The following is a 22001-nucleotide window of genomic DNA, read 5'->3' on the forward strand; positions in this document are numbered from 1 at the left end:
GGTTGATAATTAATCCCTTTTTACCTGTAAAGATAGCTGTTTTTTGCGCTAAATACATAACTATGACATTAGAATCATTCTAAATGGTAGAAAATCTGTATATTTGGAGGATACAAAAAAATAGGTAGATGCGTAATAAAAATAGCTTAGATAAGCTAAAAAAAGGGGAAAAAGCGGTGATTATTGATTTTGATTCGCACGATATTCCAGCTAAATTTTTCGAATTAGGTTTTGTGCCTGGTACTGAAGTAGAAGTGAAACATATCGCACCTTTAGATGGTCCTATATGTTTAAATATTATTGCTAATAACGCCTTGATTGCCATTCGCAAATCAGAAGCTAAAGTCATCCTTATTGATCAGAAATAATGAATAACCCGATTATTGCACTTTTGGGTAATCCAAATGTGGGTAAAACATCCCTTTTTAACCGGATTACAAAATTAAATCAGAAAGTAGGAAACTATCCTGGTATCACTGTAGAAAAACGTGAGGGACAAGTTAAAGCCAACAACAAAACCTATCGTATTATTGACCTTCCAGGAACCTATACCCTGTTTCCGAGTTCAATGGACGAAGAAGTCGTCTTCAATACCTTGGTCAACAAAGAAAACAGTTTTAGACCAAATCTTGTTATTGTCGTTGCCGAACCAACCAACCTGAAAAGGTCTGTCATCCTTTATCAACAAGCACGAGAGCTTGGTCTTCCGGCCATCTTCGTCATCAATATGATCGATGAGGCCAAAGAAAAAGGAATAAGTATAGATATCCCAAAGCTTGAACAGTTACTTAATACAAAAGTTTACGAAACAAATGCACGTACGGGGCAGGGTATCGATCAGCTGATCAAAAATTTCGATGCGACCCCGCCGATGTATGTCAGCAAATTTCAGTTACCCCCAATAGCAAACGAAGCATTGGAAGAAACCAAACGATTGTTTCCTTTGGACACGGAGTACCATACCTGGCAGTATCTGGCTAAAGGTGAGGTCTCTTTTCTATCGAAAGAAAAAAACGATTCGATTCAGCAAATTCGCGACAAGCATCAGTTAAAAGCGGAGAAACTACAGAAAGAAGAGGCCATCCTACGGAGCAAATCCTTAGATGGAAACTTAGCTGAAATCTACTCCAAGGACGATGCTTCCAACAAAAATAAAACAAACGCGATCGACAAAATATTGCTCCATCCAATCTTTGGGTATCTGATCTTCTTTGGTATTCTCTTCCTGATTTTCCAGGCGATTTATACCTGGTCAGGGCCAGCAATGGACTTTATTGATGGTCTCTTTGGCGATCTTGCCGCTTATACACAGACCACGCTTCCTGCTGGTCCGCTCACAGATCTGTTGAGCAATGGTATTATCAAAGGTATCGGCGGTATCGTGATATTTATCCCACAGATCGTTATTTTATACATTTTTATTTCCATTATGGAAGAGACTGGCTATATGAGCCGTGTGGTTTTCCTAATGGATCGTTGGCTCAGACCTTTCGGGCTAAACGGAAAATCCGTAATCCCTTTAATCTCTGGGGTGGCCTGTGCTGTACCGGCGGTCATGTCTGCACGTAATATCGAAAATGCAAAGGAACGACTTGTCACCATATTGGTCACGCCATTCATGACCTGTTCTGCCCGTCTACCCATTTACATCGTATTGATCGGATTGGTTATTCCAGACACCAAATATGCAGGATTTCAATTGCAGGGTATGGTTTTATTTGTCATGTATCTTCTTGGGATATTTGCAGCTTTGTTTTCGGCCATACTCCTGACCAAAATCATCAAATCCAAACACAAGTCTTTTTTAATATTTGAGCTTCCGACATATAAATCTCCAGACTGGAAAAACGTTGCTTTAAATGTTTGGGAGAAAACTGCAAGCTTTGTATTCGGAGCAGGTAAGATTATATTGGCTATTTCTGTTATTCTTTGGGCTTTGGGTAGTTTCGGTCCAAACGACAAGTTTAGCAAGGCAAAGGAATATGTCACACAAAATAATCCCAACCTCTCCGGTGAGGATCTTGACCATGAGATCTCTTCTTACCGACTGGAACATTCCTTCCTTGGCTATCTTGGCATGGCAATTGAACCTGTTGTAGAGCCGCTAGGTTATGACTGGAAAATGGGAATCGGTTTGATCTCCTCATTTGCAGCGAGGGAAGTTTTTGTGGGAACAATGGCAACCGTATACAGCCTTGGCGATGAAGTGGATATTGAAGATGAAGCAACCAAAACAACAGTATTAAGCAAAATGCGGAGCGAGATTAACCGTAATACGGGTTTACCGGCTTACAATTTTGCTTCCGGAATATCTCTTCTCTTATTTTATGCTTTTGCCATGCAATGTATGAGTACAATAGCAGCGGTAAAAAGAGAAACAGGATCGTGGAAATGGACATTAATTCAAGTTGGTTTTATGACAGGCCTGGCTTATTTCAGTGCCTTGATTGCTTATCAACTCTTAAAATAAACTAGCTGTGCAAGTGAGATAGATGCTTTCACAGTTTAAAAAATAAAAGATCATGGATAATTTAACAGTACAATATCTCATCGTTGGAATTTTGGTGTTAGCGGCTGTATGGTATGTCGTTAGAAATGTCCGTAAATCACTGAAAGGTAAATCAGGTTGCTCCAAAGGTTGTGGATGCAGCTGCGAAACAGAGGAAAAACCACAGAAAGCAAATTAATTTATCTTTTACTGTATCATTTACAAACAAAATTTCGTTCTAAGGTGGAGTGGCCAAAAATCACACTAGCTACGAACAAATGAAACGCTACCATTCTCATGGTAGCGTTTTCTATTAAAAACCTGTCTTTCAGCAGTATTAATCAAGATTGCTTTCTGGTCCAGTAAAAAGCAAAGCCTTAGCTGCATAAAATACCTAAGTGTTTTATTAACTTTATGCGCTTAGGTCAAAATGCTGTAGTAGCAAATTAAATAATTTGTAGTACTTTGCAGATAAACCAATTTTCATCTCAATCCCGTGTTGGAAAAGAGATGAGTAGAATATTCAGGATCAAGACTGATCCACACTAAATAAGTAACCGTATTAACCATACAAATGGAGAAACAGAATAACAAGGATTCGAAACAATTAAAAAGGGGACTTCAAAATAGACATATTCAGCTGATCGCTCTTGGTGGCGCCATCGGAACTGGATTGTTTCTTGGAATAGGAAAAGCTGCCACACTAGCGGGGCCAGCGGTGATACTTGGTTATGCCTTTGCAGGGATAATTGCGTTCTTCATTATGCGCCAATTGGGAGAAATGGTGGTTGAAGAACCCGTATCTGGTAGCTTTAGTTACTTCGCTAATAAATATTGGGGTTCTTTTGCCGGTTATGCCTCTGGCTGGAATTACTGGGTGCTCTATATTTTAGTGAGCATGGCCGAACTAACAGCTATTGGAGTATATGTCCAATTCTGGTGGCCGGAAATCCCACTATGGGGATCCAGCTTATTTTTCTTCTTCGCTATCAATGCCCTGAACCTTGCCTCCGTCAAAATTTACGGTGAGACAGAATTCTGGTTTTCAATCATTAAGGTTGTCGCTATTATTGCCATGATTGTCTTTGGTGTCTATCTCCTGGTTAGTGGCACCGGAGGTGAACAGGCCAGCCTGAGCAACCTCACTTCGCATGGTGGCTTTTTTCCAAAAGGCTGGTTTAGCCAGACTGGAGATGGCAGTTATGAAGGTCTACTATCCGCCATGGCACTGATTATGTTTTCTTTTGGCGGACTCGAATTGGTAGGTATTACCGCTGCCGAAGCCGAGCATCCAGAAAAAAATATCCCCAAAGCGACCAATCAGGTTATCTACCGGATCCTAATCTTTTATGTAGGCGCTCTGATTATCTTGTTTTCCCTCACACCTTGGACAAATATCACCGCGGATACGAGTCCTTTTGTATTGGTCTTTGACAAACTTAATGGTTTTGAATTTACCCTATTCGGAAAAACATTCTACTTCACAAAAATTATCGCAAATGCACTCAATCTGATCGTGCTCACCGCAGCCTTATCGGTATACAATAGCAGTGTTTACAGCAATAGTAGAATGCTCTTTGGACTTGCCGAACAGGGTAATGCGCCTAGGTTTTTGTCCAAGCTAAACAAAAACCATGCACCTATAAATGCTATTCTGGTTTCAGCTGTGTTTGCTGCGATCTGTGTCTTTATCAATTATGTTGCACCTAAGAATGCATTGGAGATCCTGATGTCGTTGGTTGTTTCTTCGTTGATCATCAACTGGGTAATGATTTCAATCACGCATTTATATTTTAGAAAGAACAAGGTCGATGCTCATGTAAAAACGAAATTCCCTTCGTTTCTCTATCCATTGAGCAATTATATCTGTCTGATCTTTCTGATCGCTGTGTTGGGTATCATGTGGGTAACAGGCATGAAATTGCCGGTTGAATTGATCCCAGCCTGGTTATTATTACTATATATTAGCTATATATTGATCAAAAGAAAAAAATAGGGATTGTAAATCAATTTTATCAGCCTCATAATTCTGGAGCCATCGATCTCCGGACGAAATAAAGGGCCAGATTCGTTTAGGAATCTGGCCCTTTTGCAAAGAATGAATTAAATAATCAATCTTTATCGTTCTTTAATATACTCTAATCCAAGTAGTCCTGATCTAAAATTGCATATTCATAATTATCACTCCAACCGTCTTTTAAAGGCAAGATCTTTCTCCGATGAGCTTCCCTAATCATGCCTACCTTTTCCATTATCTTATAAGACGCGATATTTTCTACCGCACAGCCAGCTTCTATCCGATGGAGATTAAGTTGTCTGAATCCAAATTCAATTATTCGTTTTAATGCCTCTGTTGCATATCCCTTATTCCACATTTCCGGGACCAACTTAAACCATACTTCCGAATTTCTATATTTTACTTTTACAATACTGATATCAATCAGACCAACAAATTCCGCCCCCACAATAGTTTCAATATAAAAAGTATAGTTCTTTCTATCGTTGGATTCCTTTTCTTGTTCCGACCAGGTTTTTACCATTTGGGCGGTATCCCCTATCCCGTTAGGATGCCCGCTCGGATTAAATAAGGCCGTTTCCGGACACATTAATAAATAATGAATCTTTTCCAAATCTTCATTTTTCACTGTTCTTAACCGGAGTCGTTCTGATATAATTTCCATTTTTTAAAATTACACAAATAGCGTAATTTTCAGCGCTCATTTGACAATAATAACTAAAACAAGCCCAACTGCAACCCTGCATCGGGCAAGCGGAAAAGATCCCTTCTCAGGGGCGGAAGCACCCCGTTATTCATATATTTCTTCACAGAAAGCTTAAATAAATGCTGCAGGCTCTCTGCCATATTGCCGTCCCCTTTTATACGCCGTCCGAAATCAGTGTCATTAATTTTTCCGCCATGACAAGCCTCGATCCAATGCAATACCTTCTCGGCGCGATCGGGATAATTCTGATACAACCAATCTTTAAATATACCACCGATCTGCCCGTTGAGTCTAACAATGGTATAAGAGGCGGTAATTGCGCCCGCATCTGCTCCCGAACGGATCAAATCTGAAATCTCGTCGCTGTTGATCCCGGGAACGATGGGTGCCATCATCAGCATCACGGGTACACCTATCCCCGTCAGTCCCTCAATGAGTTTTAAACGGGCCGAGGCAGTAGCGGTCCTGGGTTCCATTTTTTGACGAACCTCCTCTCTTAGGGAATTAATGGTCACAGCAACGGATACCAGATTCAGTGCTGCAAGCTCACGCAAGAGGTCAAAATCCCTTCGCATCAATACATTCTTGCTGATGATGGAAACTGGATTTCGATATTTTAGCATCAATTCTAAAAGCGATCGTGTGATCCCCAATTTCCGTTCGATAGGTTGGTAGCAATCGGTATTGCCTGAGAGCATAATCAAATCAGGCTGGTAACTCGACTTCCGAAACTCATGCTCCAGGAGTTGAGCAGCATTGTGTTTGACCAGGATTTTGCGCTCGAAGTCTAATCCGGCGCTAAAGCCCCAGTATTCATGTGAATTGCGGGCATAGCAGTAAATACAGCCATGCTCACAGCCCTGATAGGGATTGATTGACCTTTCAAAGCGCAGGTCTGGACTATTGGATTTGGAGATAATGGACTTCGGGTGCGTCGGAATAAATTGCGTTTTTTTGGCCCCAAGAAATTCCTCATCCAAGCCTTCAATATGCTCCTGCACATACTGGTTGGAAAAAAATTTGTTATTGGGATTGATCTGTGCCCCTCTGCCCTTAAAATATTCTGACGGATTCATAAGTTAAAATTACTAAAATTATTAGTAAATAGAAAATAAAAAAATCTGTCTTTTTATATTCTCATTTAAACGATTATGGATACAATTTTGGCCACTTATCCATGTTCCAGATATAGATAAGATGAGCTGCTTCAATTATTCGTTGTAAATGCCGATGGAACTCATTCAGATAATCATCGCCCCTACTATCATCTGCACAGGTATAATCCATACTCACCACCAACCACCAATAAAGTGCATCCCGTACATGGGGCAGATTATACGTTTCCCATAACTGATAAAACACCTTTAGTGGATTATAACGCTCGTCTTTATCAAGGTAGATTAGATTATAAGCTTCCCACTGAAACTGTTTGGGATTATGAGAATTATTAAAATATCTTATAGCATTGTTCATTTCGTCTTTATCCGGCATAAAAGTTTTACTATGCATCTTATAGCGATGTCGAAGTTCGGAATCTGGCATCCAGTAACTTTTATCCAATCGACAAATCATAAAGACACCTTCAATCAAAATCTCTATAAATTCGTAACGAATGAACGTTCTTAACGTCTGCTCATTATTCATTCTATAAGATGGTCTGATTGCAGCCTCCTTCCACTCATCAAGGTGTTCTCTCCAAGCCGGGAAATTCTCCCAACCAAAGAAAAGATTAATTACATTAAATGGATTACCGATCTCCTGCGGATGCAATCTCCGCGGGAAATAGTCATAAGGTGTAGGGTTTGCAAATGGCATAGTTAAACAATTATTTTTCCTCCACTAGATTGCTATTCATAAACTCTCTATTCAATGCATATAGAATCTCCATAAGTTTGTTTATACTTGATTCGAGCTTTTCAAAATGCTCAATACTGTAATATTGACCCTTGGTTTGAAGCGCGTAATACAGAGCGTCTTCCAATGTCATTCTTCGATAATGAAACCAATCATTCGCTTTGTAAAAATTATGAAGTGATTTTCTAAGATTAGATTGTTCTTCTTTGCTCAAAAAAGTTAATACTTCTTCCTTGATATTCACTTTTGTTATGTCGAACTCCGAGTCCATCCGAGCCGGATCCAGCCAATGTTCCGGCATATCTTTGGTGTAAAGAATAAGCCAACCAATCTCAAGAAGTTGGCCGATATCTTTATATAAGCCTAAAAGCGTTGCCGGCTCATCCTTACTATAGATTTCTGTTTGGATTTTAGCGCAATACATCCAATATGAAAATTTGTTTTTTAATTCCGAAAGTTCATATCCTGTAAACAAATATGCCAATAGAAGAAACGGGTTATAACCGTCATACGTTTCAGAATAACAATTTAACATCATATAGTCAATACGAAATAACTGAGAATTCGGAGGGTAAAATAATGGACAAAACACAAAATCATCCATTAAATAACAGGCCTCAAACAGGCGTTGTAGATGACGAGAAGTTTCGGTTGGAGTATAATCATAGCATTCACTTATAAGCCCTTTCCCTCCCACGGAAAATTCCGCCCATTTATCCATTAACTTCAACCAATTTATCACATCCAGTTGGTTGAAAAAATCATCAAACACCAGAAAGAAATCCCGACATTCATATTCATTTATCAACGTTATTTTATCTTCAAAATGTCTTTTGAAAGAAATACGATATTGATGAAATTCTGAAATATTCTTCTTTTTTAAGGCATAAGGGTTCGGCTTCCATTCCATTCCAAGATACTCATGTTTGAACTCCATACGGTTCCTTTTTTGCAACACACACCATGCTTCTTCAATAATCTTTTTAATTTCCGAGACGAACGGTAAAAAGTCTTGGTCAACCAAATGAGTCTCGCAATAATTATTGGAAATCACCTGGACAAGTTCTTCAATCTTTTTTTTCCATTCAACTAGGCTATGCTGGCAATATAAACTACGTAAATCGTCAAACAAATAGTCCATTTTATCATCTTCGTCCTCAAAAGCATCAGGAAAAAAGTTAAAATCTGTATTCATAATAATTCATATTAAATTTTTAATCAAAATCTTAAGATAATTACAATACTAAAACCTTACGTTTAGACAAAGCGGTGGCTGCAGATACCAAACAGTATCTGTTTCTAAAGTCTTTTTTATATCGTTGTTTGTTTAGTCTTTAATTGGTTGCTGGTTCCATTAAAACCTTCAAATACACTTTGGCATCATCCTCGTTACCATAAATCTTATAATAACACGCCCAGTAAGTCCAATTCTGAGGACAATCACTCTCGGTTAGTAAATATTTGCCGAGTATTTTTATATATTATCTATACAAATGTACTAATAAAATTTTTATATAAAAATAAATTGTAAATATTTTCTATACAAATAGAAAGAAATATAATACAGATACTCACCTTTGATTCACCTGATAAAGATTACGATACCATCTTGGTATCGCTTTCGACCCTCTATCTTGAAAAAAGAAGTAGATATGCACTACTACTTAATTCGGTTGACTTAAATCCTGCCGGCATAATAGCAGCACAACCTTATGAAACTAGCGTAGCACGATCGTTTACACCGGTTGTAAAATAAAAATCCCTATACTGTAGATACAGTATAGGGATTAGAATTCTTATGCTGAATTTCAGATCAGCTTTTATTATTTCATCAAGAAACCACCGCCCAAGAGATCATTTCCTTCGTAGAATACGGCTGATTGTCCCGGTGCGATACCTTTCACATTGTGTACAAAGTCTATACGCACTTTATCGCCCTCTTGCGAGATGGTAGACAGAGCACCCGAATCTTTATAACGTACTTTTGAAATTGCCTCCATTGGCTGGTCAAGACCTGCATATTTGACAAAGTTCACATTGCGTACATAGGCATGTGATTTTTCAAGCTCATGCTCCTCACCCAATACCACCGTATTGCTTTCAGGGAGAATTTCAATCACAAACATCGGTTTACCCAAAGCAATACCTAAACCTTTACGTTGGCCGATGGTAAAATACGGGTAACCAATATGTTTACCAACAACTGTTCCGTCTGAAAGGATAAAATTACCCGGACCGATCTGCTGATCTAATGTAGGTACTTTATGTCTCAAAAACGCACGGTAGTCATTGTCTGGCACAAAACAGATTTCGTAGCTTTCCGATTTATTGGCAAGCTCTTTCTGTCCCATGTCAAGCGCCATTTGACGGATTTCCTTTTTCGTGAACGATCCCAATGGAAACTGTGTACGAGCTAGATTTTCTTGCGATACACCCCATAGGACATAGGATTGATCCTTATTTTCATCTTTACCCTTTGATATGACATGACGGCCATTATCATGCATACGAATATTGGCGTAATGTCCCGTAGCGATAAATTCACAATCCAATTTATCAGCACGCTTCATCAGAGCCTCCCATTTGATGTGGGTATTACAAAGAACACATGGATTGGGTGTACGCCCTGCAATGTATTCCTCTACAAAATTATCAATTACAAAGTCTCCAAACTCATCGCGTATATCTAATATATAATGAGGGAAACCATAGTTTACGGCTAATGTACGAGCGTCATTGATACTGTCGAGGCTACAACATCCTGTCTCCTTAGACGAACCACCTGCGGATGCATAATCCCAAGTCTTCATCGTGATACCTATGACCTCATATCCTTGTTCGTGGAGCATGACAGAAGCAACGGAGCTATCGACCCCTCCACTCATTGCAACTAAAACTCTTCCTCTTTTACTCATCTCTATTTATTGAAATGCAAAGATACAGCTTATTCCTTTTTCTCTATGTTAGTTTCTTGTAATTTTATCTCGATCAAAATCAACACTTTCGAAAAAAGAGCAAAAATAATCCACATAAAAATTTTAGAATTCAAATTATCACACTATATTTGCATCGCAATAGGGGAACAAACCCATAGCAGAAAGCGGTGCCATAGCTCAGCTGGTAGAGCAAAGGACTGAAAATCCTTGTGTCCCTGGTTCGAACCCAGGTGGCACCACGCTTCAATCTGATGATCACAGATTTAAATAAAAGGTCAACTGGTGCCATAGCTCAGCTGGTAGAGCAAAGGACTGAAAATCCTTGTGTCCCTGGTTCGAACCCAGGTGGCACCACAAAAAAAGCCTGTTCATTTGAGCAGGCTTTTTTTGTTTCTTATCCACAATACATTCGCAAAAGACTACAATCCCCTCCCCTGTAAAAAATCTGCTCCATAATGGTCTAATATCCGATTATAGGCTTCCGCTGCTGCACCATTGCCCCAATCGTAGATCGTAAACTCTCCTATACCCAGGCCTTTAGCGTTTGTCTCCCCACCATGACCATAGTTTTCCATCATAAAACCATAATCCTCTTTTCCAAAAAACGGCCAGGCTTCCTCCCATTGTGCTTTGGTATCCGGGTTTTCAGGACAATACATCATAATAAAGGAGGCCCGTAAAGCCGCCAAACCACGCTGAAGGTATTCCCTTTGCTTCAATTCCTTGCCATAGCGAATAATTAACTCAGCAAACAAACTCTGTCTGGCATCGTTCCATTCTCCATCTGCATTCATCACACCAAATCCGCCCAATGCTTTTATGGGAATGAAATGAGGTTGCCATGCGGCCTGTGTCATCAACAGTTCGTCCAAGGTACGCTGCCCAATCTTGAGGTATGGTTTCGCTTTAGTAGTTTGATAACATTCCAATAGCGCCTCCGCTGTCCAAAACATAGAAAAATTATTCTGCTTGTACATGTCGTTGCGCAATACCTTTTTCCCCACCCAATCTTCGGCACCGACACGGGAGCAAGACCAATAGGTTTCAAAATCTTCCCAGCGCCCATTGGGTATAATTTCCTTCATAATCGCTTGCATTGCTCGCAGAGCTGCTACTTTATACTCCTCTTTTTGCGTCATGCGATAAAGGGTCAATAAAAAGGTTACCGATAAGGCGCTTTCGGGTGAATCATTGAGGTGAGCAAGAGGCTTTAATGTTTCTACATCAAGCCAGCCCGGAAAAAATCCATCCGCTGATTGAACTTCTAGCAGAGACTTCGCATAATCTTCGGCATAAGCGAGCAAACGCGGGTCCTTTTCGAGCTCGTTGTACCAACGCAACATCAACAGCGCCGTCCAGCTCATATCCAACAGATGAAAAGGGGATTTACGGGCATCCCAGGTATAGGGATTTCGATTTGAATTTCCCCAATAATAGTGTTCCCAACCTTTACTCCGAGCGGATTTTTTATCGCCTTCCCCTGCAATAGTTTCTTCCATTTCAGTTCCGATCAGACCATAGAAAAATCCCTCCTTTTTGGGATAGGATAGTGCCAGTTCCTTGGTAAGATTCGCCTTATCCAAGAGCTCTTGGTCTCCTGTCCGCTTTGCAAAACGATATAGGCCACTGGCTGATCGTAAAGAACTAAACCAGGCCTGATTCCATATCGAACGGAACTCCCGTTCATTGGTTTTCCCAGGATAATTGGGGCTTTGTGTGGTATTGACGATAAAAGTTGGTGCGCCCACTTTTTTTCCATTAATTTCAAACGACTGCCATACCTGCTTGACCCAGGATTGAAATGCCCAGTGATAGCTATGCCGCACATAGGTTTCCATATCTCCGGAGATTGGTTCCCCCTTATCAAAAAGACCTGCGCCCCAATTTTTCCAATAGAAAGCCAGCGGCCTACGAAAGGGATTATCTGCGACTTCCCGATCGTCAAAGGCAAGAACATAAAATGCAAATTCAAATTTACCACGCGTGTATATATTGCCAGATTTCCGTTTGAACAAAACATGTTCGCCGACTTGCGCCAGCGACCGCCCCAGTGTTAACTGGTTTTTCGTCGCATCCATATCCATATACCAATCTCTGGCTAAAGTGCTATTCAACAGATCTACATCGGGAATAATAACCAGCTGCTTCCGTTGATCGGTTAGCATCATCATGGGAGCCCTAAAGACATGCTGTGCAATAATATGGTTATCCGAGGGCGTCAAATGTGGTGCCCAATGAAATGTGGGCTGAAATGCCGGCAAAATTCTGATCCGCCAATCATCGCAGCGCACATCTTCGGGCAGATCTACCGAAACCCGCACCTTAACAACCTGAGGTGCAATTTTCTGATAGCTCAATTGAGGTAGTTGCCCCCCTATACTATCAACTTTAATTGCTTTAATCAATGCATTTATTTTCCCTGGATCCCCATTCGCCCAGCACTGCTGGTATACACAACATAATGTCAACAGTATCGACAAACAGTAAGGAAATACGTTATTCTTGATCAATATCTTTATCATCACGCTTCGGTTTTGTTATAGGCATAAACTAATAGCCAGGATTTTGTGTATAATTCCCTTTCGCCCAGTTAATCTGAGGCTGAGGAATCGGAAAATATTCATCCCGACCTGCTGTAAAACGTCCTGCTCCCAGCCACTTAAACCTATTTTTTTCTACCGAAAAATAGGCATTCATCGTTGGCTCCAATATTCCCCAGCGTTGCAGATCAAAAAAACGACGCCCCTCCGCAGCCAGTTCAAGACGGTTTTCCCATTGTAATGCCTTCCAGGCAAAAGCTTTATCCCAAGTACAATTGACACCGGGTTGATAGGTTGCAATTTTGTAATTAAGTACCGGAGAGCCATCTTTTTTCACCAATCGTGCCGTGCTTTTAGCAGCCCGTTCGCGAATTTTGTTGATCAGTACCAATGATTCATTCCAACGGTCCAGCTGAATCAGCACCTCAGCTTTCCAAAGTAAAACCTCATCATAGCGAATCATTTTCTTGTTCATCGAATTAAATTGCCAACCATCGTATAGCAAACATTTACAATCTGGTTGTGGCAATTCCTTAATAGATTTCAAATAACCATATTCGGCACCATTTCGAATCCCTTTTGTTTCAAAAAGAAGATTCGGATTATATTTCCAAGGTTGCCCTGGCGCAGCTACTGTATGGCTAAATCGCGGATCAAAGCTGTTCCCGCCAAAAAATACAGCGTCCCCATCTGCGTAACTCCCATTATTGTATGTATCAAATAAAGGTAGACCATTTGTTCCGGTTTTAAATGCATTCGCCATGGTATAGCTGATCTGGTGAAATCCGCAACATTGAAAACCACCCCATTGGAAGGGGTGATTTAATCCCTCGCCCCGATTGATCTTACCTCCACTTGAACTTCCATCATCAATGGAATATTGAATCTCCCAAATAGATTCTTTTGTCTTGTTATCGAAATTTATATCAAAGTTTTCGGCAAAATCTGTCTGTAAACCAACCTTCCCCCCTTCCTGATCGGTCAATTTGTTGAGATAAGTCAATGCTTCGCTCAACCTTTCTTTATTGATATTGACAACAGCATGTTTATCATTTTGTTCATAGGCCATAAATAACAGGGTGCGGGCAACCATCGCTGTCGCTGCATTTTTATCAACACGTCCTTTCTCGGGTTGCGTCGCTGGTAGCAACTGTTCAGCCTCTTTAAAATCAGCCAATATTCTGCCCCATAGATACTGGTCATTGGGCTGCTCTTTTTCTCTATTCGGGACTGCTTCAAAGTCTGCACTGGTACCCATTACCTTTTCGTCGATATAAGGTATATATTTCCAAAATTGCTTTAACCTAAAAAAGGTAAATGTCCGTATAAATATCACTTCACCAAGACGGGCGTTCTTTTGTGAAAATTCTTCCTCCTTGATCAGTTGCAACTTTTGTATCGCCGTATTGCAGCGTTGAATAATCTGGTAAGATACATACCAGGGATAGTCTAGGGGCCATCCATTGGGATTGACTCCGACAAAGATTTCCATATTATGCCAGCCATCACCATCCCATGTGCCGCCACCACCTTTATAGGAATCATCGGCACGCATGGAACCCGACCACCAGGGGGCAAAAGGTGAATCAAATGACGGAATATCGGTCATCCTGGCATAGGCAGCTGTCACAAAACCGTCCATATCCTCTGGCTTCACCAGAAAAGATTCATCCAGCACCTGTTTGGGGGCAATATCAAGGGAATCAGTACAACTTACAGTAGTTAATAGGAAAAGCGCAAAGCATATTTTTATTTTAAACGTTTTCATAATAGGGAAGTTTAAAAGGTTACATTGATACCAAAAGTCAAAAACATAGGGGTGAGATAGCCATAGTCAGGCATCTCAGGGTCAAAACTGGTATATCGGTCTTTTCCCCAACCTTTTTTGAATGTTAGAAGATTACGTCCAGAGACATAAAATCTTAAATTATTCATGGCTGCTTTCTTGGAAATCGCCTGCGGAAGTGTATACCCAAGTTCTATATTCCTCAATTTCAAATAAGATCCGTCTTCAACAGTATAACTTGATGGGCGTTGCTCCGCATTTAATGTAGAATTTGAGATGGCGGGAATATCGGAGTCTGTATGATCAAAATACCATCCGTCCAAAATACGTGTGGGGTGATTTTTGTGTGCTGGAACATTGATATTCCACAGGTCAGATTCCAATTTCCACAGGTTATTTACCTTATTGCCAAAGACACCCTGGAAGAAAATATTAAGGTCAAAATTGCGGTAACTAAAATCAAAGGTTATCCCACCGAAAAACTTAGGATCTTTGACGCCAATATAAGTCCGGTCATAAAACTCCTCGATTTTTCCATTGCCATCGATGTCTTTGTAACGTATCCGCCCCACGGCCTTGCCGGGTTGCTCAGCATGATTATCGACTTCCTCCTGTGTCTTAAATATACCATCTGCTACCATGCCATACAAGATATTTGGCGTCCTTCCCAACACAAGGTCATTGACTCCATTTCCCGGGTATTTATTGATGACATCTTTAGGAAGACTAACGATTTTGGTCTTATAAGTTCCCAGATTTGCAGAGATGGTATACCGAAATGCATTTTGTGGATTGTTGTGATAACTAATATCCAATTCGATCCCGCGGTTATTCATACTTGCACCATTGATCCAAGGCTCCCCACCTTCACCCATGGCGGCAATGTATGGGGTCTGAACCAAGATATCTTTTGTTTTCTTAAAATAGTAACCAAAAGATCCACTCAGCCTGCTATCAAATAGACTAAAATCTAGGGCGACATCAGTTTGTGTTGTTGTTTCCCATTTGAGATTAGGATTGCCCAGCCAGGTCCGTCGATATCCTGAATACAATGGTCCGGTCTCATTCCCTTCGATCGGGTAAGATGTACCAAAATAATCTGTTGTGAATGGTGTTGAGGTATAACCTCTTGGCAGCCCCTGTACACTTCCATTAGCTCCCCATCCGCCACGCAGCTTAAGATCAGATATAAAAGTATACTTCTTCATAAATGGTTCGTTGCTGATCCGCCAACCAGCCGAAAATGCGGGAAACATAGCGAATTTATTGTTTGCACCAAAAAGTGAGGATCCATCCCGACGTAGAGTCGCTGACAGCAGGTATTTTTGGTTATAGACATAGTTGGCTTTGGCGAAATATGACAGGTATACATATTCGTCGGCCGTGCTTCCAAGTGAATATTTGGTTCCATTGGTTACACCAATATGTGCAAAGTCACGATCTTCCAGATATATTCCTTCCCGTCGGGCAGAGAAACCTTCCTCAACAAATCGTGTGTATTCAGTTCCCACTACCGCATCTAAGCTATGTTTGTCATTTTGTAGGCTGTAAGAAAGCGTATTTGTCCACACATAACTGAGGGGGTGAGACTGGATATTCCCCACATAATTCTCATCATCACTATTCCGCCCCCCCGTTTCCGACCATTTCTTTTCCACAATCCTTCGATAGGCATTTCCGTAATCGATACCAAATTGTGAGCGGGCGGAAATTCCTTTCCAGATATTTAAATCAACAAAGACATTACCGATCATCTTGACATAATTATTTACATTGTCTTTGTTATCGGTCAGTACACGCACAGGATTTGTGAAGTCGTCAAAACCTGCGGCACCAGCCCAGCCGCCGTGGATATCATATACTGGAACTGCGGGCGGATTGATCAGTGCCCACCGCATCTCGTTTGCATCACGGTATCTTAAATAAGAAACCGCAAAATTCTCCCCTACTTTTAGACGGTTATTGATTAAACTAATCTCATTGTTGGCCCGCAGTGAAAACTGCCTAAAGAAGGTATGGATCTGCGTTCCTTGGTTTTCAAAATAGCCCAATGAAAACATGCTCTTTGATTTTTCCGTCCCACTGGAAACAGATACCTGATGATTTGTCATCAGCGCTGGACGGAGGATTTCATCTAGCCAGTCGGTATCGGCACTTTTCACGGTTTTCTCGGCATTGAGATACTCAGCCGGTTTAACAGCATCCAGCACAGCGCGTCCTTCAGCATCCCTATGCCAGGTAAAATCGTACGTTTTGGGCAGCGTCAACGGCACACCATAGACCGCTTCATCGTAGGCATAGGCCCGAAAGGTCGCCCGCCCATACTCCTCGGCATTCATCAATCTGGGCTTGCGCACAATAGTGCTTACCCCGACGCTACCATTATAGTCCACTTTTGTCTGTCCAATTTTACCCTTTTTTGTTTGAACAAGAATGACCCCACCGGAAGCCCGTGCACCATAGATACTTGCGGAGGCCGCATCTTTCAGCACCTGAATAGATTCAATATCTGCTGCATTGATATCCCGTAAATTGAGATTCTCGGTAGGCATACCATCCAAAACAATGAGCGGTTTAACGCCGCCGGAGAGTGACGATAAACCTCTGATCTGCACATTCACGCCTTCTGCCGGATTTCCACCATTGGTGGTGATGTGCACACCCGCTAATTTTCCCTGAAGTGATTTCATGGCATTCGCTGAGGGGTTCCTAGCAATATCGCTCGCATTTGCGATAGCAACGGATCCTGTTAAATCGGCTTTCCGCTGCGTCATATAACCGACATAGACTTCGGCAAGCATATTGCTCTCATCCGTAAGGCTCACATTAATCAAATCGTTTTCACCCACCAAACGTTCTTCAGTCTTCTTCCCTGTATACGTGAAAACAAGTATACTTTCTTTGGAGTCAATCGGGATTTCATATTTTCCATTTGAGTTGGTGACAGTTCCGCCTGTTCTTCCTTTAACCCGCACATTGACACCTGCAAGTGTGGTATTCGTACCACTTTCCCGCACTTCGCCCCTGATGATCCTTTGCTGTAATACGGTCGGGGATTCTATAGCTTTTGCCTGCCAAAAAAGTGTACAAAACAGAAAGGCTATACTGAGCCAGTGTGCTAAATTTAGGTAGCGTTTCATAGTCATTAATATTAGGTGTTATTAATCAGTTTATACTACGGCACAAAAATTTAATCGTTTAAGCTAAATATCGGTAATGATGCAGCAATTATATACTTAATACGTTCGATCACATAAAATCCTCTGCTCGGAAACTATTTTTTTATTAAAAACCCGTTACGCGGGAGGATTCGTTATTTCGCTGGCTATTATTTCGTCGGTTAATGCTTGATATGTTGAATGAATGCTTCGGGCGAAAGCGGTGTAATCCCAAAAATAAAGGAATCTCCTGCCTTAAATGGTTCCTTCAATTCAAAATTTTCAATGGAGACACCTCCGGGTATGGGTTCTTTACTCGCCCAATAGGTGAATCTTCCGGTCAGCAGCCCATTAAGCTGCTCGCTTGGATTCTTTTTAATCCAGTATTGAGTCGCCGGTTTACCCCGGTACTTCCAATGTTGGTTAGTCCCAGCTGTATAAACGATTTTGAGATAATCTACTTCATCCGGTGCTGCAATAAAATAAACATACCCTTTTTTGTCTCTGATCATACGCTGTTGCGGGAAATAGGCATGTGGTGTAAAATGGATGTCTTTGTAATCGGGCCATAGCTCCAGCGCCGATTCTTTTCCATCTTGCAAGAAAAGTGTCCTCAGCCTAGATTTATTGCCCATTGTCGCGGTTAGTATGAAATAATCCAGTTCTTGAGACCCTACACAGGTATAGGTCGCCAATTCAAATTCATAGGGTCTGGATGCAAAAAAACGAAGCCTAGCATAAACTTTTGCACCATTGTCAAAGGGTTCTGCAAATACATATACTGTTAGGGTCTCCTCGCCACTGTTTTGGGCAATGATTCCACGTGCCGGATATTCTCCATCCAGGGCGGATACCCCTGTCGGATGATCTGCACTCCAAAAATGCTTTCCCCGTTTTTCGGGATGGATACTACTCATTTCAAGTTCAGAAAATCCGCGGGCTTCTTTACCCTTGGGAATAGGCTCAAAGGCAATAAAATTCATGACTTCCGGAAACCCATAATTTAAATAAGGGGTATAAATCCGGATCAGCCCTCTTGGTCCCGGTAAAGGATCTAATCCAATCCTTATACCATTTACATGTCCCCAAACCGGCATCGCCGGCTTCCCCTGAACAGGTTGTACCCAAGTCCCCATTGTATCCGGTCGTGCCAACTGCTGCCAGGGCATAGCACTTCCCTGGCCATATAAAAGGTCTGCGACCAACAAGAGTAAAGGGAGTAATAGCCGTTTCATTTTTATTTTTGACAAGACTTTCGTGCAACGATTTCCACATCCAACATAACCTTCTGTTCGCTGGATGCTTTCCCACGTAATTGTTCAAGCAATATCTTCACTGCTTCTTTCCCGATCATGGACAACGGTTGTTTGACATAACTTATTGGGCAATAAAACAGATCATAGGCTTCGCTCTCATCAAAGCAAAAAACTGCTAAATCATCTGGAACAGTAATATTCAGTTCGTTGATAATCTTTAACCCCATAATAGATAGGGTATTTGTTGAAAAGAGAATAGCGTCTACACCCCGATCCGGCTGCAACAGTTCGATAAATTGCTCCCTAAAATAAGCCGCATTATTAAACTCTACCTCACATATCAAGTTGCTGTCCTCAGCATTCCCATGATCTAGTAACGCTTGCAGGTAACCGCTATAACGATCCTCTGTATGCTGTAGCTGGTTTTTATAACATACATAGGCAACCTTAGTATGCCCCTGGTTCAGCAGCAGCTGGGTAGCCTGATAAGTTGCATTAAAATTATCGATAACCACATAACTGGTTTCCAAACCCTTAAAATAACGGTCAATGAGTACGAAAGGAATATTGGCTTTTTTCAAATACTCCAATTGCGAAGCCGTACCCTCTGCTGGTGCTATAATAAAACCGTCTATCTGCCGATTGATAAATGTATCAATCAAGCGTTGCGAGTTTTCGAGATTCTCATCAGAACTTCCAAACAGCACACTATAACCATGTTTTTTAGCTTCATCTTCTATCGCACGAGCGAGATTCCCAAAAAAAGGATTGGAAATATCAGCTACCAATAATCCAATCGCCTGCGACTTACCGCTTTTTAAGCTTTTCGCAATTTGATTGGGTTGGTAGTTCATCTCTTTCGCCATTTCCCGTATACGTTTTGCCGTGTCTTTATTTACCCTTGTCTGTTCGTCTTTATCATTCAATACATAAGACACCAACGCAGTAGAAACACCTACCGCTTCTGCTATATCCTTCAGTGAGATCTTCTTGCTCATATTTTTTTATACTAAATCGTGTGGATACCGTAATCGTGTTAATTCCAATGTACTTTAATAAACTGCATTGCTTTAACGATGTGGTCACTTATTGTTGATGGTGAAATATGCAATAATTCGCTTACTTCTTCATAACTCCTTCGCTCAAATTTACACAGTTCAAACACCTGCCTTCTTCGCGGGGGTAATTTATTGATAATTCCTTCTAATTTAGAAAATTTGTCCTCATGGAATATACATTCCTCATCAATTTGATCCACCACATTGATAAAATCACGATAGATTAGGGTAAAACCTTGCTCCCGTTTTTGCCTACGGTAATGATCCATAATTAAATTTCGGCCAATCTGAAACAGATAGCTTTTCAATGATTTTTCGGTCTTGATCGTATCCCGCAATTGCCAGGTTTTCAAAAAAACATCTTGAAGAATATCTTCCGCTGTCTCTTGAAAATTGAGCAGAAACATAAACTTTTTATACAAAGTCCCCTGATAGGTTGTATAGACCAGATTAAAAGTATCATGATCTAAAACACCTTGTAGCCCGCCCCTATGGGCTTGTTTTTGCGTTATCGTTTCCATCCTAAAAACATTAAGTCAGTGCTTTGTTATCACGATCGTTTTGCACGGCGCCATAACGCAAATACTGTGCGTACCGACGATCAAAATGCGTCCTATATTCTGGTCTAGGCTGTACAATTTCCTTATCTCCCTTTCCCATACGGGCTGCCGCTTCTTCTATCGTGTCATAACTGTTGCTAACCACAGCAGCAAACATACAAGCGCCCAATGCGCAGACCTGTTCTGTAGCTGCGATGTGTATGGGTCGATTTAATATATCAGCCATCATCTGCATGGCGAAGGGAGATTTACTAGCGATCCCGCCGATCGCATTGATACCTTCCACCCTTACCCCTTCGCTTTCAATACGCTCCATAATCGCCCGTGAACCAAAGCAAGTTGCCTCAACCAAAGCGCTAAAAATTGCTGGTGCCGTTGTTCCTAAAGAGAGCCCGCCGATCAGACCTTTCAGTGTCGGCGCCGCATCTGGTGTCCGTCGACCATTAAACCAGTCTAAAGCAAAAGGATCGTCGATATGCATTGGTAACTGCGCAGCTGCACGATTGAGTTCCTTTAACAGTTCTGTTTCCAAATGTTCATAAACGGCACTGAAATCGGCCGAAGAATTTAATTTTGCTGGCCAGAGGAGCAAATCCTTAAACCAAGAAAATACATCGCCAAAGGCAGACTGTCCTGCTTCAAGTCCTACCATCCCCGGAATAATGGAGTCTTCGACCTGACCACATATACCTTCCACAAATACGCCTTCCATCTCCGGTTTGGGCACAACCATCATATCGCATGTCGATGTACCTATAACTTTGCTGATGTAGTAAGGCTTTATTTCTCCGCCTACAGCGCCTACGTGCGCATCGATGGATCCAATACCGACTTGCACATCGGTAGAAAGCCCTAGTCGCTCAGCCCATTCCGCGCAAAGGTATCCAGCAGATTCAGTAGTCGTATATACCCTATCACCAAATCGTTCGGCATAGGGACCTAATATCGGATCGATCGCATTAAAAAACGCTGCATCGGGTAAACCGCCAAAAGCGGGTGACCAAAGTGCCTTATGTCCTGCCGCACATACATTCCGCTTCATCTGATTTGCATCATTGCCACCTGTCAACAAAAAAGGCATCCAGTCACTGTGTTCTACCCAGGTATAACAAGCTTCACTGACGGCTGGATCGACACGAAGTACATGTAATAATTTTGCCCAGTACCATTCCGAAGAATAGATTCCACCGACATATCGCAAGTAACCCCGATGATCTTTTTTTCCGACTGCATTGATTTCTGCCGCTTCATGGATCGCTGTATGATCCTTCCAAAGCACAAACATTGCATTGGGATTCTCCTCAAAAGTATCAAGAAGAGCCAGGGCCGTCCCCTGGTCATCAACAGCCACGGGTGTCGATCCCGTCATTGCCATAGATAAGGCGCCGATGCTTTGTCTGACTTCCGGATCCACCGTTTGTAGACAGTTTTTAACTGCTGACGTCAATCCTTCTATATAATCCAATGGGTGTTGACGAAATTGACTGTTGCCAGCATCACAGTATAAGCCTTTATGCCAACGTTCATATAAACAAACCGATGAAGAAAGGATCTTTCCGGTGATTGTATCCATCAGCATAGCCCTGACAGAGTCCGTACCAAAATCCACTCCAATAACATATTTATTCTTACTCATATTTAT

16 protein-coding genes and 2 tRNA genes are annotated in these 22001 nt (G+C 41.4%); 6 read left to right on the forward strand and 12 right to left on the reverse strand.

Going from position 1 to position 22001, the window contains the following annotated elements:
* Positions 1 to 128: 128 nt before the first annotated feature.
* From ABFX33_RS08065 to ABFX33_RS08080, 4 genes are all read left to right on the forward strand, one after another.
* Positions 129 to 368 carry a FeoA family protein gene (locus ABFX33_RS08065; protein WP_104383169.1) on the forward strand — a complete coding sequence of 80 codons (240 nt, stop codon included), beginning with the start codon at positions 129 to 131 and terminating at the stop codon, positions 366 to 368.
* Positions 368 to 2470: a ferrous iron transport protein B gene (feoB, locus tag ABFX33_RS08070; RefSeq protein ID WP_346085394.1), complete on the forward strand. Its 2103-nt coding sequence runs from the start codon at positions 368 to 370 to the stop codon at positions 2468 to 2470. Before ABFX33_RS08065 ends, feoB begins: the two co-directional genes overlap by 1 nt.
* A 52-nt stretch (positions 2471 to 2522) precedes the next feature.
* The gene (locus ABFX33_RS08075) at positions 2523 to 2687 is read left to right on the forward strand and encodes a FeoB-associated Cys-rich membrane protein (RefSeq protein ID WP_257087885.1); all 165 of its coding nucleotides are present in this window, start codon (positions 2523 to 2525) and stop codon (positions 2685 to 2687) included.
* A gap of 375 nt (positions 2688 to 3062) precedes the next feature.
* On the forward strand, positions 3063 to 4484 hold the full coding sequence (locus ABFX33_RS08080) for an amino acid permease (RefSeq protein WP_346085396.1): 1422 nt from the start codon (positions 3063 to 3065) through the stop codon (positions 4482 to 4484).
* Between the two features lie 142 nt (positions 4485 to 4626).
* On the opposite strand, the gene ABFX33_RS08085 is transcribed toward ABFX33_RS08080, so the two are convergent.
* The 5 genes from ABFX33_RS08085 to mnmA form a co-directional block, all read right to left on the reverse strand.
* Positions 4627 to 5169, reverse strand: a complete 543-nt coding sequence (locus ABFX33_RS08085) for a GNAT family N-acetyltransferase (protein WP_257087882.1) — start codon at positions 5167 to 5169, stop codon at positions 4627 to 4629.
* A gap of 53 nt (positions 5170 to 5222) precedes the next feature.
* Positions 5223 to 6287 carry a PA0069 family radical SAM protein gene (locus ABFX33_RS08090; protein ID WP_346085398.1) on the reverse strand — a complete coding sequence of 355 codons (1065 nt, stop codon included), beginning with the start codon at positions 6285 to 6287 and terminating at the stop codon, positions 5223 to 5225.
* Between the two features lie 73 nt (positions 6288 to 6360).
* On the reverse strand, positions 6361 to 7026 hold the full coding sequence (locus tag ABFX33_RS08095; RefSeq protein ID WP_257087881.1) for a hypothetical protein: 666 nt from the start codon (positions 7024 to 7026) through the stop codon (positions 6361 to 6363).
* A gap of 10 nt (positions 7027 to 7036) precedes the next feature.
* The gene (locus ABFX33_RS08100) at positions 7037 to 8260 is read right to left on the reverse strand and encodes a hypothetical protein (RefSeq protein WP_346085400.1); all 1224 of its coding nucleotides are present in this window, start codon (positions 8258 to 8260) and stop codon (positions 7037 to 7039) included.
* 628 nt (positions 8261 to 8888) lie between these two features.
* Positions 8889 to 9980, reverse strand: coding sequence for a tRNA 2-thiouridine(34) synthase MnmA (gene mnmA, locus ABFX33_RS08105; protein WP_346085401.1), 1092 nt, complete (start codon positions 9978 to 9980; stop codon positions 8889 to 8891).
* A 187-nt stretch (positions 9981 to 10167) separates the two neighbouring features.
* On the opposite strand from mnmA, the gene ABFX33_RS08110 reads away from it, so the two are divergent.
* Both ABFX33_RS08110 and ABFX33_RS08115 read left to right on the forward strand, forming a co-directional pair.
* A tRNA-Phe gene (locus tag ABFX33_RS08110) sits at positions 10168 to 10240 on the forward strand.
* 42 nt (positions 10241 to 10282) lie between these two features.
* Positions 10283 to 10355, forward strand: a tRNA-Phe gene (locus ABFX33_RS08115).
* A gap of 65 nt (positions 10356 to 10420) precedes the next feature.
* Here the strand turns inward: ABFX33_RS08115 and ABFX33_RS08120 are convergent.
* The 7 genes from ABFX33_RS08120 to ABFX33_RS08150 all read right to left on the reverse strand — a co-directional run bounded on the left by ABFX33_RS08120 (position 10421) and on the right by ABFX33_RS08150 (position 21995).
* Positions 10421 to 12523, reverse strand: a complete 2103-nt coding sequence (locus tag ABFX33_RS08120; protein ID WP_346085403.1) for a glycoside hydrolase family 88 protein — start codon at positions 12521 to 12523, stop codon at positions 10421 to 10423.
* A 28-nt stretch (positions 12524 to 12551) separates the two neighbouring features.
* Entirely contained in the window at positions 12552 to 14309 is a 1758-nt protein-coding gene (locus tag ABFX33_RS08125; RefSeq protein WP_346085404.1) for a RagB/SusD family nutrient uptake outer membrane protein, read from the reverse strand.
* 11 nt (positions 14310 to 14320) lie between these two features.
* Positions 14321 to 17467: a SusC/RagA family TonB-linked outer membrane protein gene (locus ABFX33_RS08130; RefSeq protein ID WP_346085405.1), complete on the reverse strand. Its 3147-nt coding sequence runs from the start codon at positions 17465 to 17467 to the stop codon at positions 14321 to 14323.
* A 200-nt stretch (positions 17468 to 17667) separates the two neighbouring features.
* Positions 17668 to 18720 (reverse strand): hypothetical protein, encoded by a 1053-nt coding sequence (locus ABFX33_RS08135; RefSeq protein ID WP_346085406.1) that lies wholly within the window; start codon positions 18718 to 18720, stop codon positions 17668 to 17670.
* Between the two features lie 2 nt (positions 18721 to 18722).
* Positions 18723 to 19739: a LacI family DNA-binding transcriptional regulator gene (locus ABFX33_RS08140; protein WP_346085407.1), complete on the reverse strand. Its 1017-nt coding sequence runs from the start codon at positions 19737 to 19739 to the stop codon at positions 18723 to 18725.
* Between the two features lie 38 nt (positions 19740 to 19777).
* The gene (locus tag ABFX33_RS08145) at positions 19778 to 20320 is read right to left on the reverse strand and encodes an RNA polymerase sigma factor (RefSeq protein WP_120259104.1); all 543 of its coding nucleotides are present in this window, start codon (positions 20318 to 20320) and stop codon (positions 19778 to 19780) included.
* 10 nt (positions 20321 to 20330) lie between these two features.
* The gene (locus tag ABFX33_RS08150) at positions 20331 to 21995 is read right to left on the reverse strand and encodes a ribulokinase (RefSeq protein WP_346085409.1); all 1665 of its coding nucleotides are present in this window, start codon (positions 21993 to 21995) and stop codon (positions 20331 to 20333) included.
* Positions 21996 to 22001: the final 6 nt, after the last annotated feature.

Origin of the sequence: Sphingobacterium ginsenosidimutans (assembly GCF_039536865.1) — a bacterium.
In the GTDB taxonomy this organism is placed as follows: Bacteria; Bacteroidota; Bacteroidia; order Sphingobacteriales; family Sphingobacteriaceae; genus Sphingobacterium; species Sphingobacterium detergens.

Bases quoted from the DNA above. Each gene is read 5' to 3' on its own strand.
- feoB (WP_346085394.1), top strand. From the start codon at position 368: ATGAATAACCCGATTATTGCACTTTTGGGTAATCCAAATGTGGGTAAA.
- mnmA (WP_346085401.1), bottom strand. From the start codon at position 9,980: ATGAGTAAAAGAGGAAGAGTTTTAGTTGCAATGAGTGGAGGGGTCGAT.
- ABFX33_RS08140 (WP_346085407.1), bottom strand. From the start codon at position 19,739: ATGAGCAAGAAGATCTCACTGAAGGATATAGCAGAAGCGGTAGGTGTT.
- ABFX33_RS08080 (WP_346085396.1), top strand. From the start codon at position 3,063: ATGGAGAAACAGAATAACAAGGATTCGAAACAATTAAAAAGGGGACTT.
- ABFX33_RS08100 (WP_346085400.1), bottom strand. From the start codon at position 8,260: ATGAATACAGATTTTAACTTTTTTCCTGATGCTTTTGAGGACGAAGAT.
- ABFX33_RS08120 (WP_346085403.1), bottom strand. From the start codon at position 12,523: ATGATAAAGATATTGATCAAGAATAACGTATTTCCTTACTGTTTGTCG.
- ABFX33_RS08095 (WP_257087881.1), bottom strand. From the start codon at position 7,026: ATGCCATTTGCAAACCCTACACCTTATGACTATTTCCCGCGGAGATTG.
- ABFX33_RS08135 (WP_346085406.1), bottom strand. From the start codon at position 18,720: ATGAAACGGCTATTACTCCCTTTACTCTTGTTGGTCGCAGACCTTTTA.
- ABFX33_RS08085 (WP_257087882.1), bottom strand. From the start codon at position 5,169: ATGGAAATTATATCAGAACGACTCCGGTTAAGAACAGTGAAAAATGAA.
- ABFX33_RS08075 (WP_257087885.1), top strand. From the start codon at position 2,523: ATGGATAATTTAACAGTACAATATCTCATCGTTGGAATTTTGGTGTTA.
- ABFX33_RS08090 (WP_346085398.1), bottom strand. From the start codon at position 6,287: ATGAATCCGTCAGAATATTTTAAGGGCAGAGGGGCACAGATCAATCCC.
- ABFX33_RS08065 (WP_104383169.1), top strand. From the start codon at position 129: ATGCGTAATAAAAATAGCTTAGATAAGCTAAAAAAAGGGGAAAAAGCG.
- ABFX33_RS08150 (WP_346085409.1), bottom strand. From the start codon at position 21,995: ATGAGTAAGAATAAATATGTTATTGGAGTGGATTTTGGTACGGACTCT.
- ABFX33_RS08130 (WP_346085405.1), bottom strand. From the start codon at position 17,467: ATGAAACGCTACCTAAATTTAGCACACTGGCTCAGTATAGCCTTTCTG.
- ABFX33_RS08145 (WP_120259104.1), bottom strand. From the start codon at position 20,320: ATGGAAACGATAACGCAAAAACAAGCCCATAGGGGCGGGCTACAAGGT.
- ABFX33_RS08125 (WP_346085404.1), bottom strand. From the start codon at position 14,309: ATGAAAACGTTTAAAATAAAAATATGCTTTGCGCTTTTCCTATTAACT.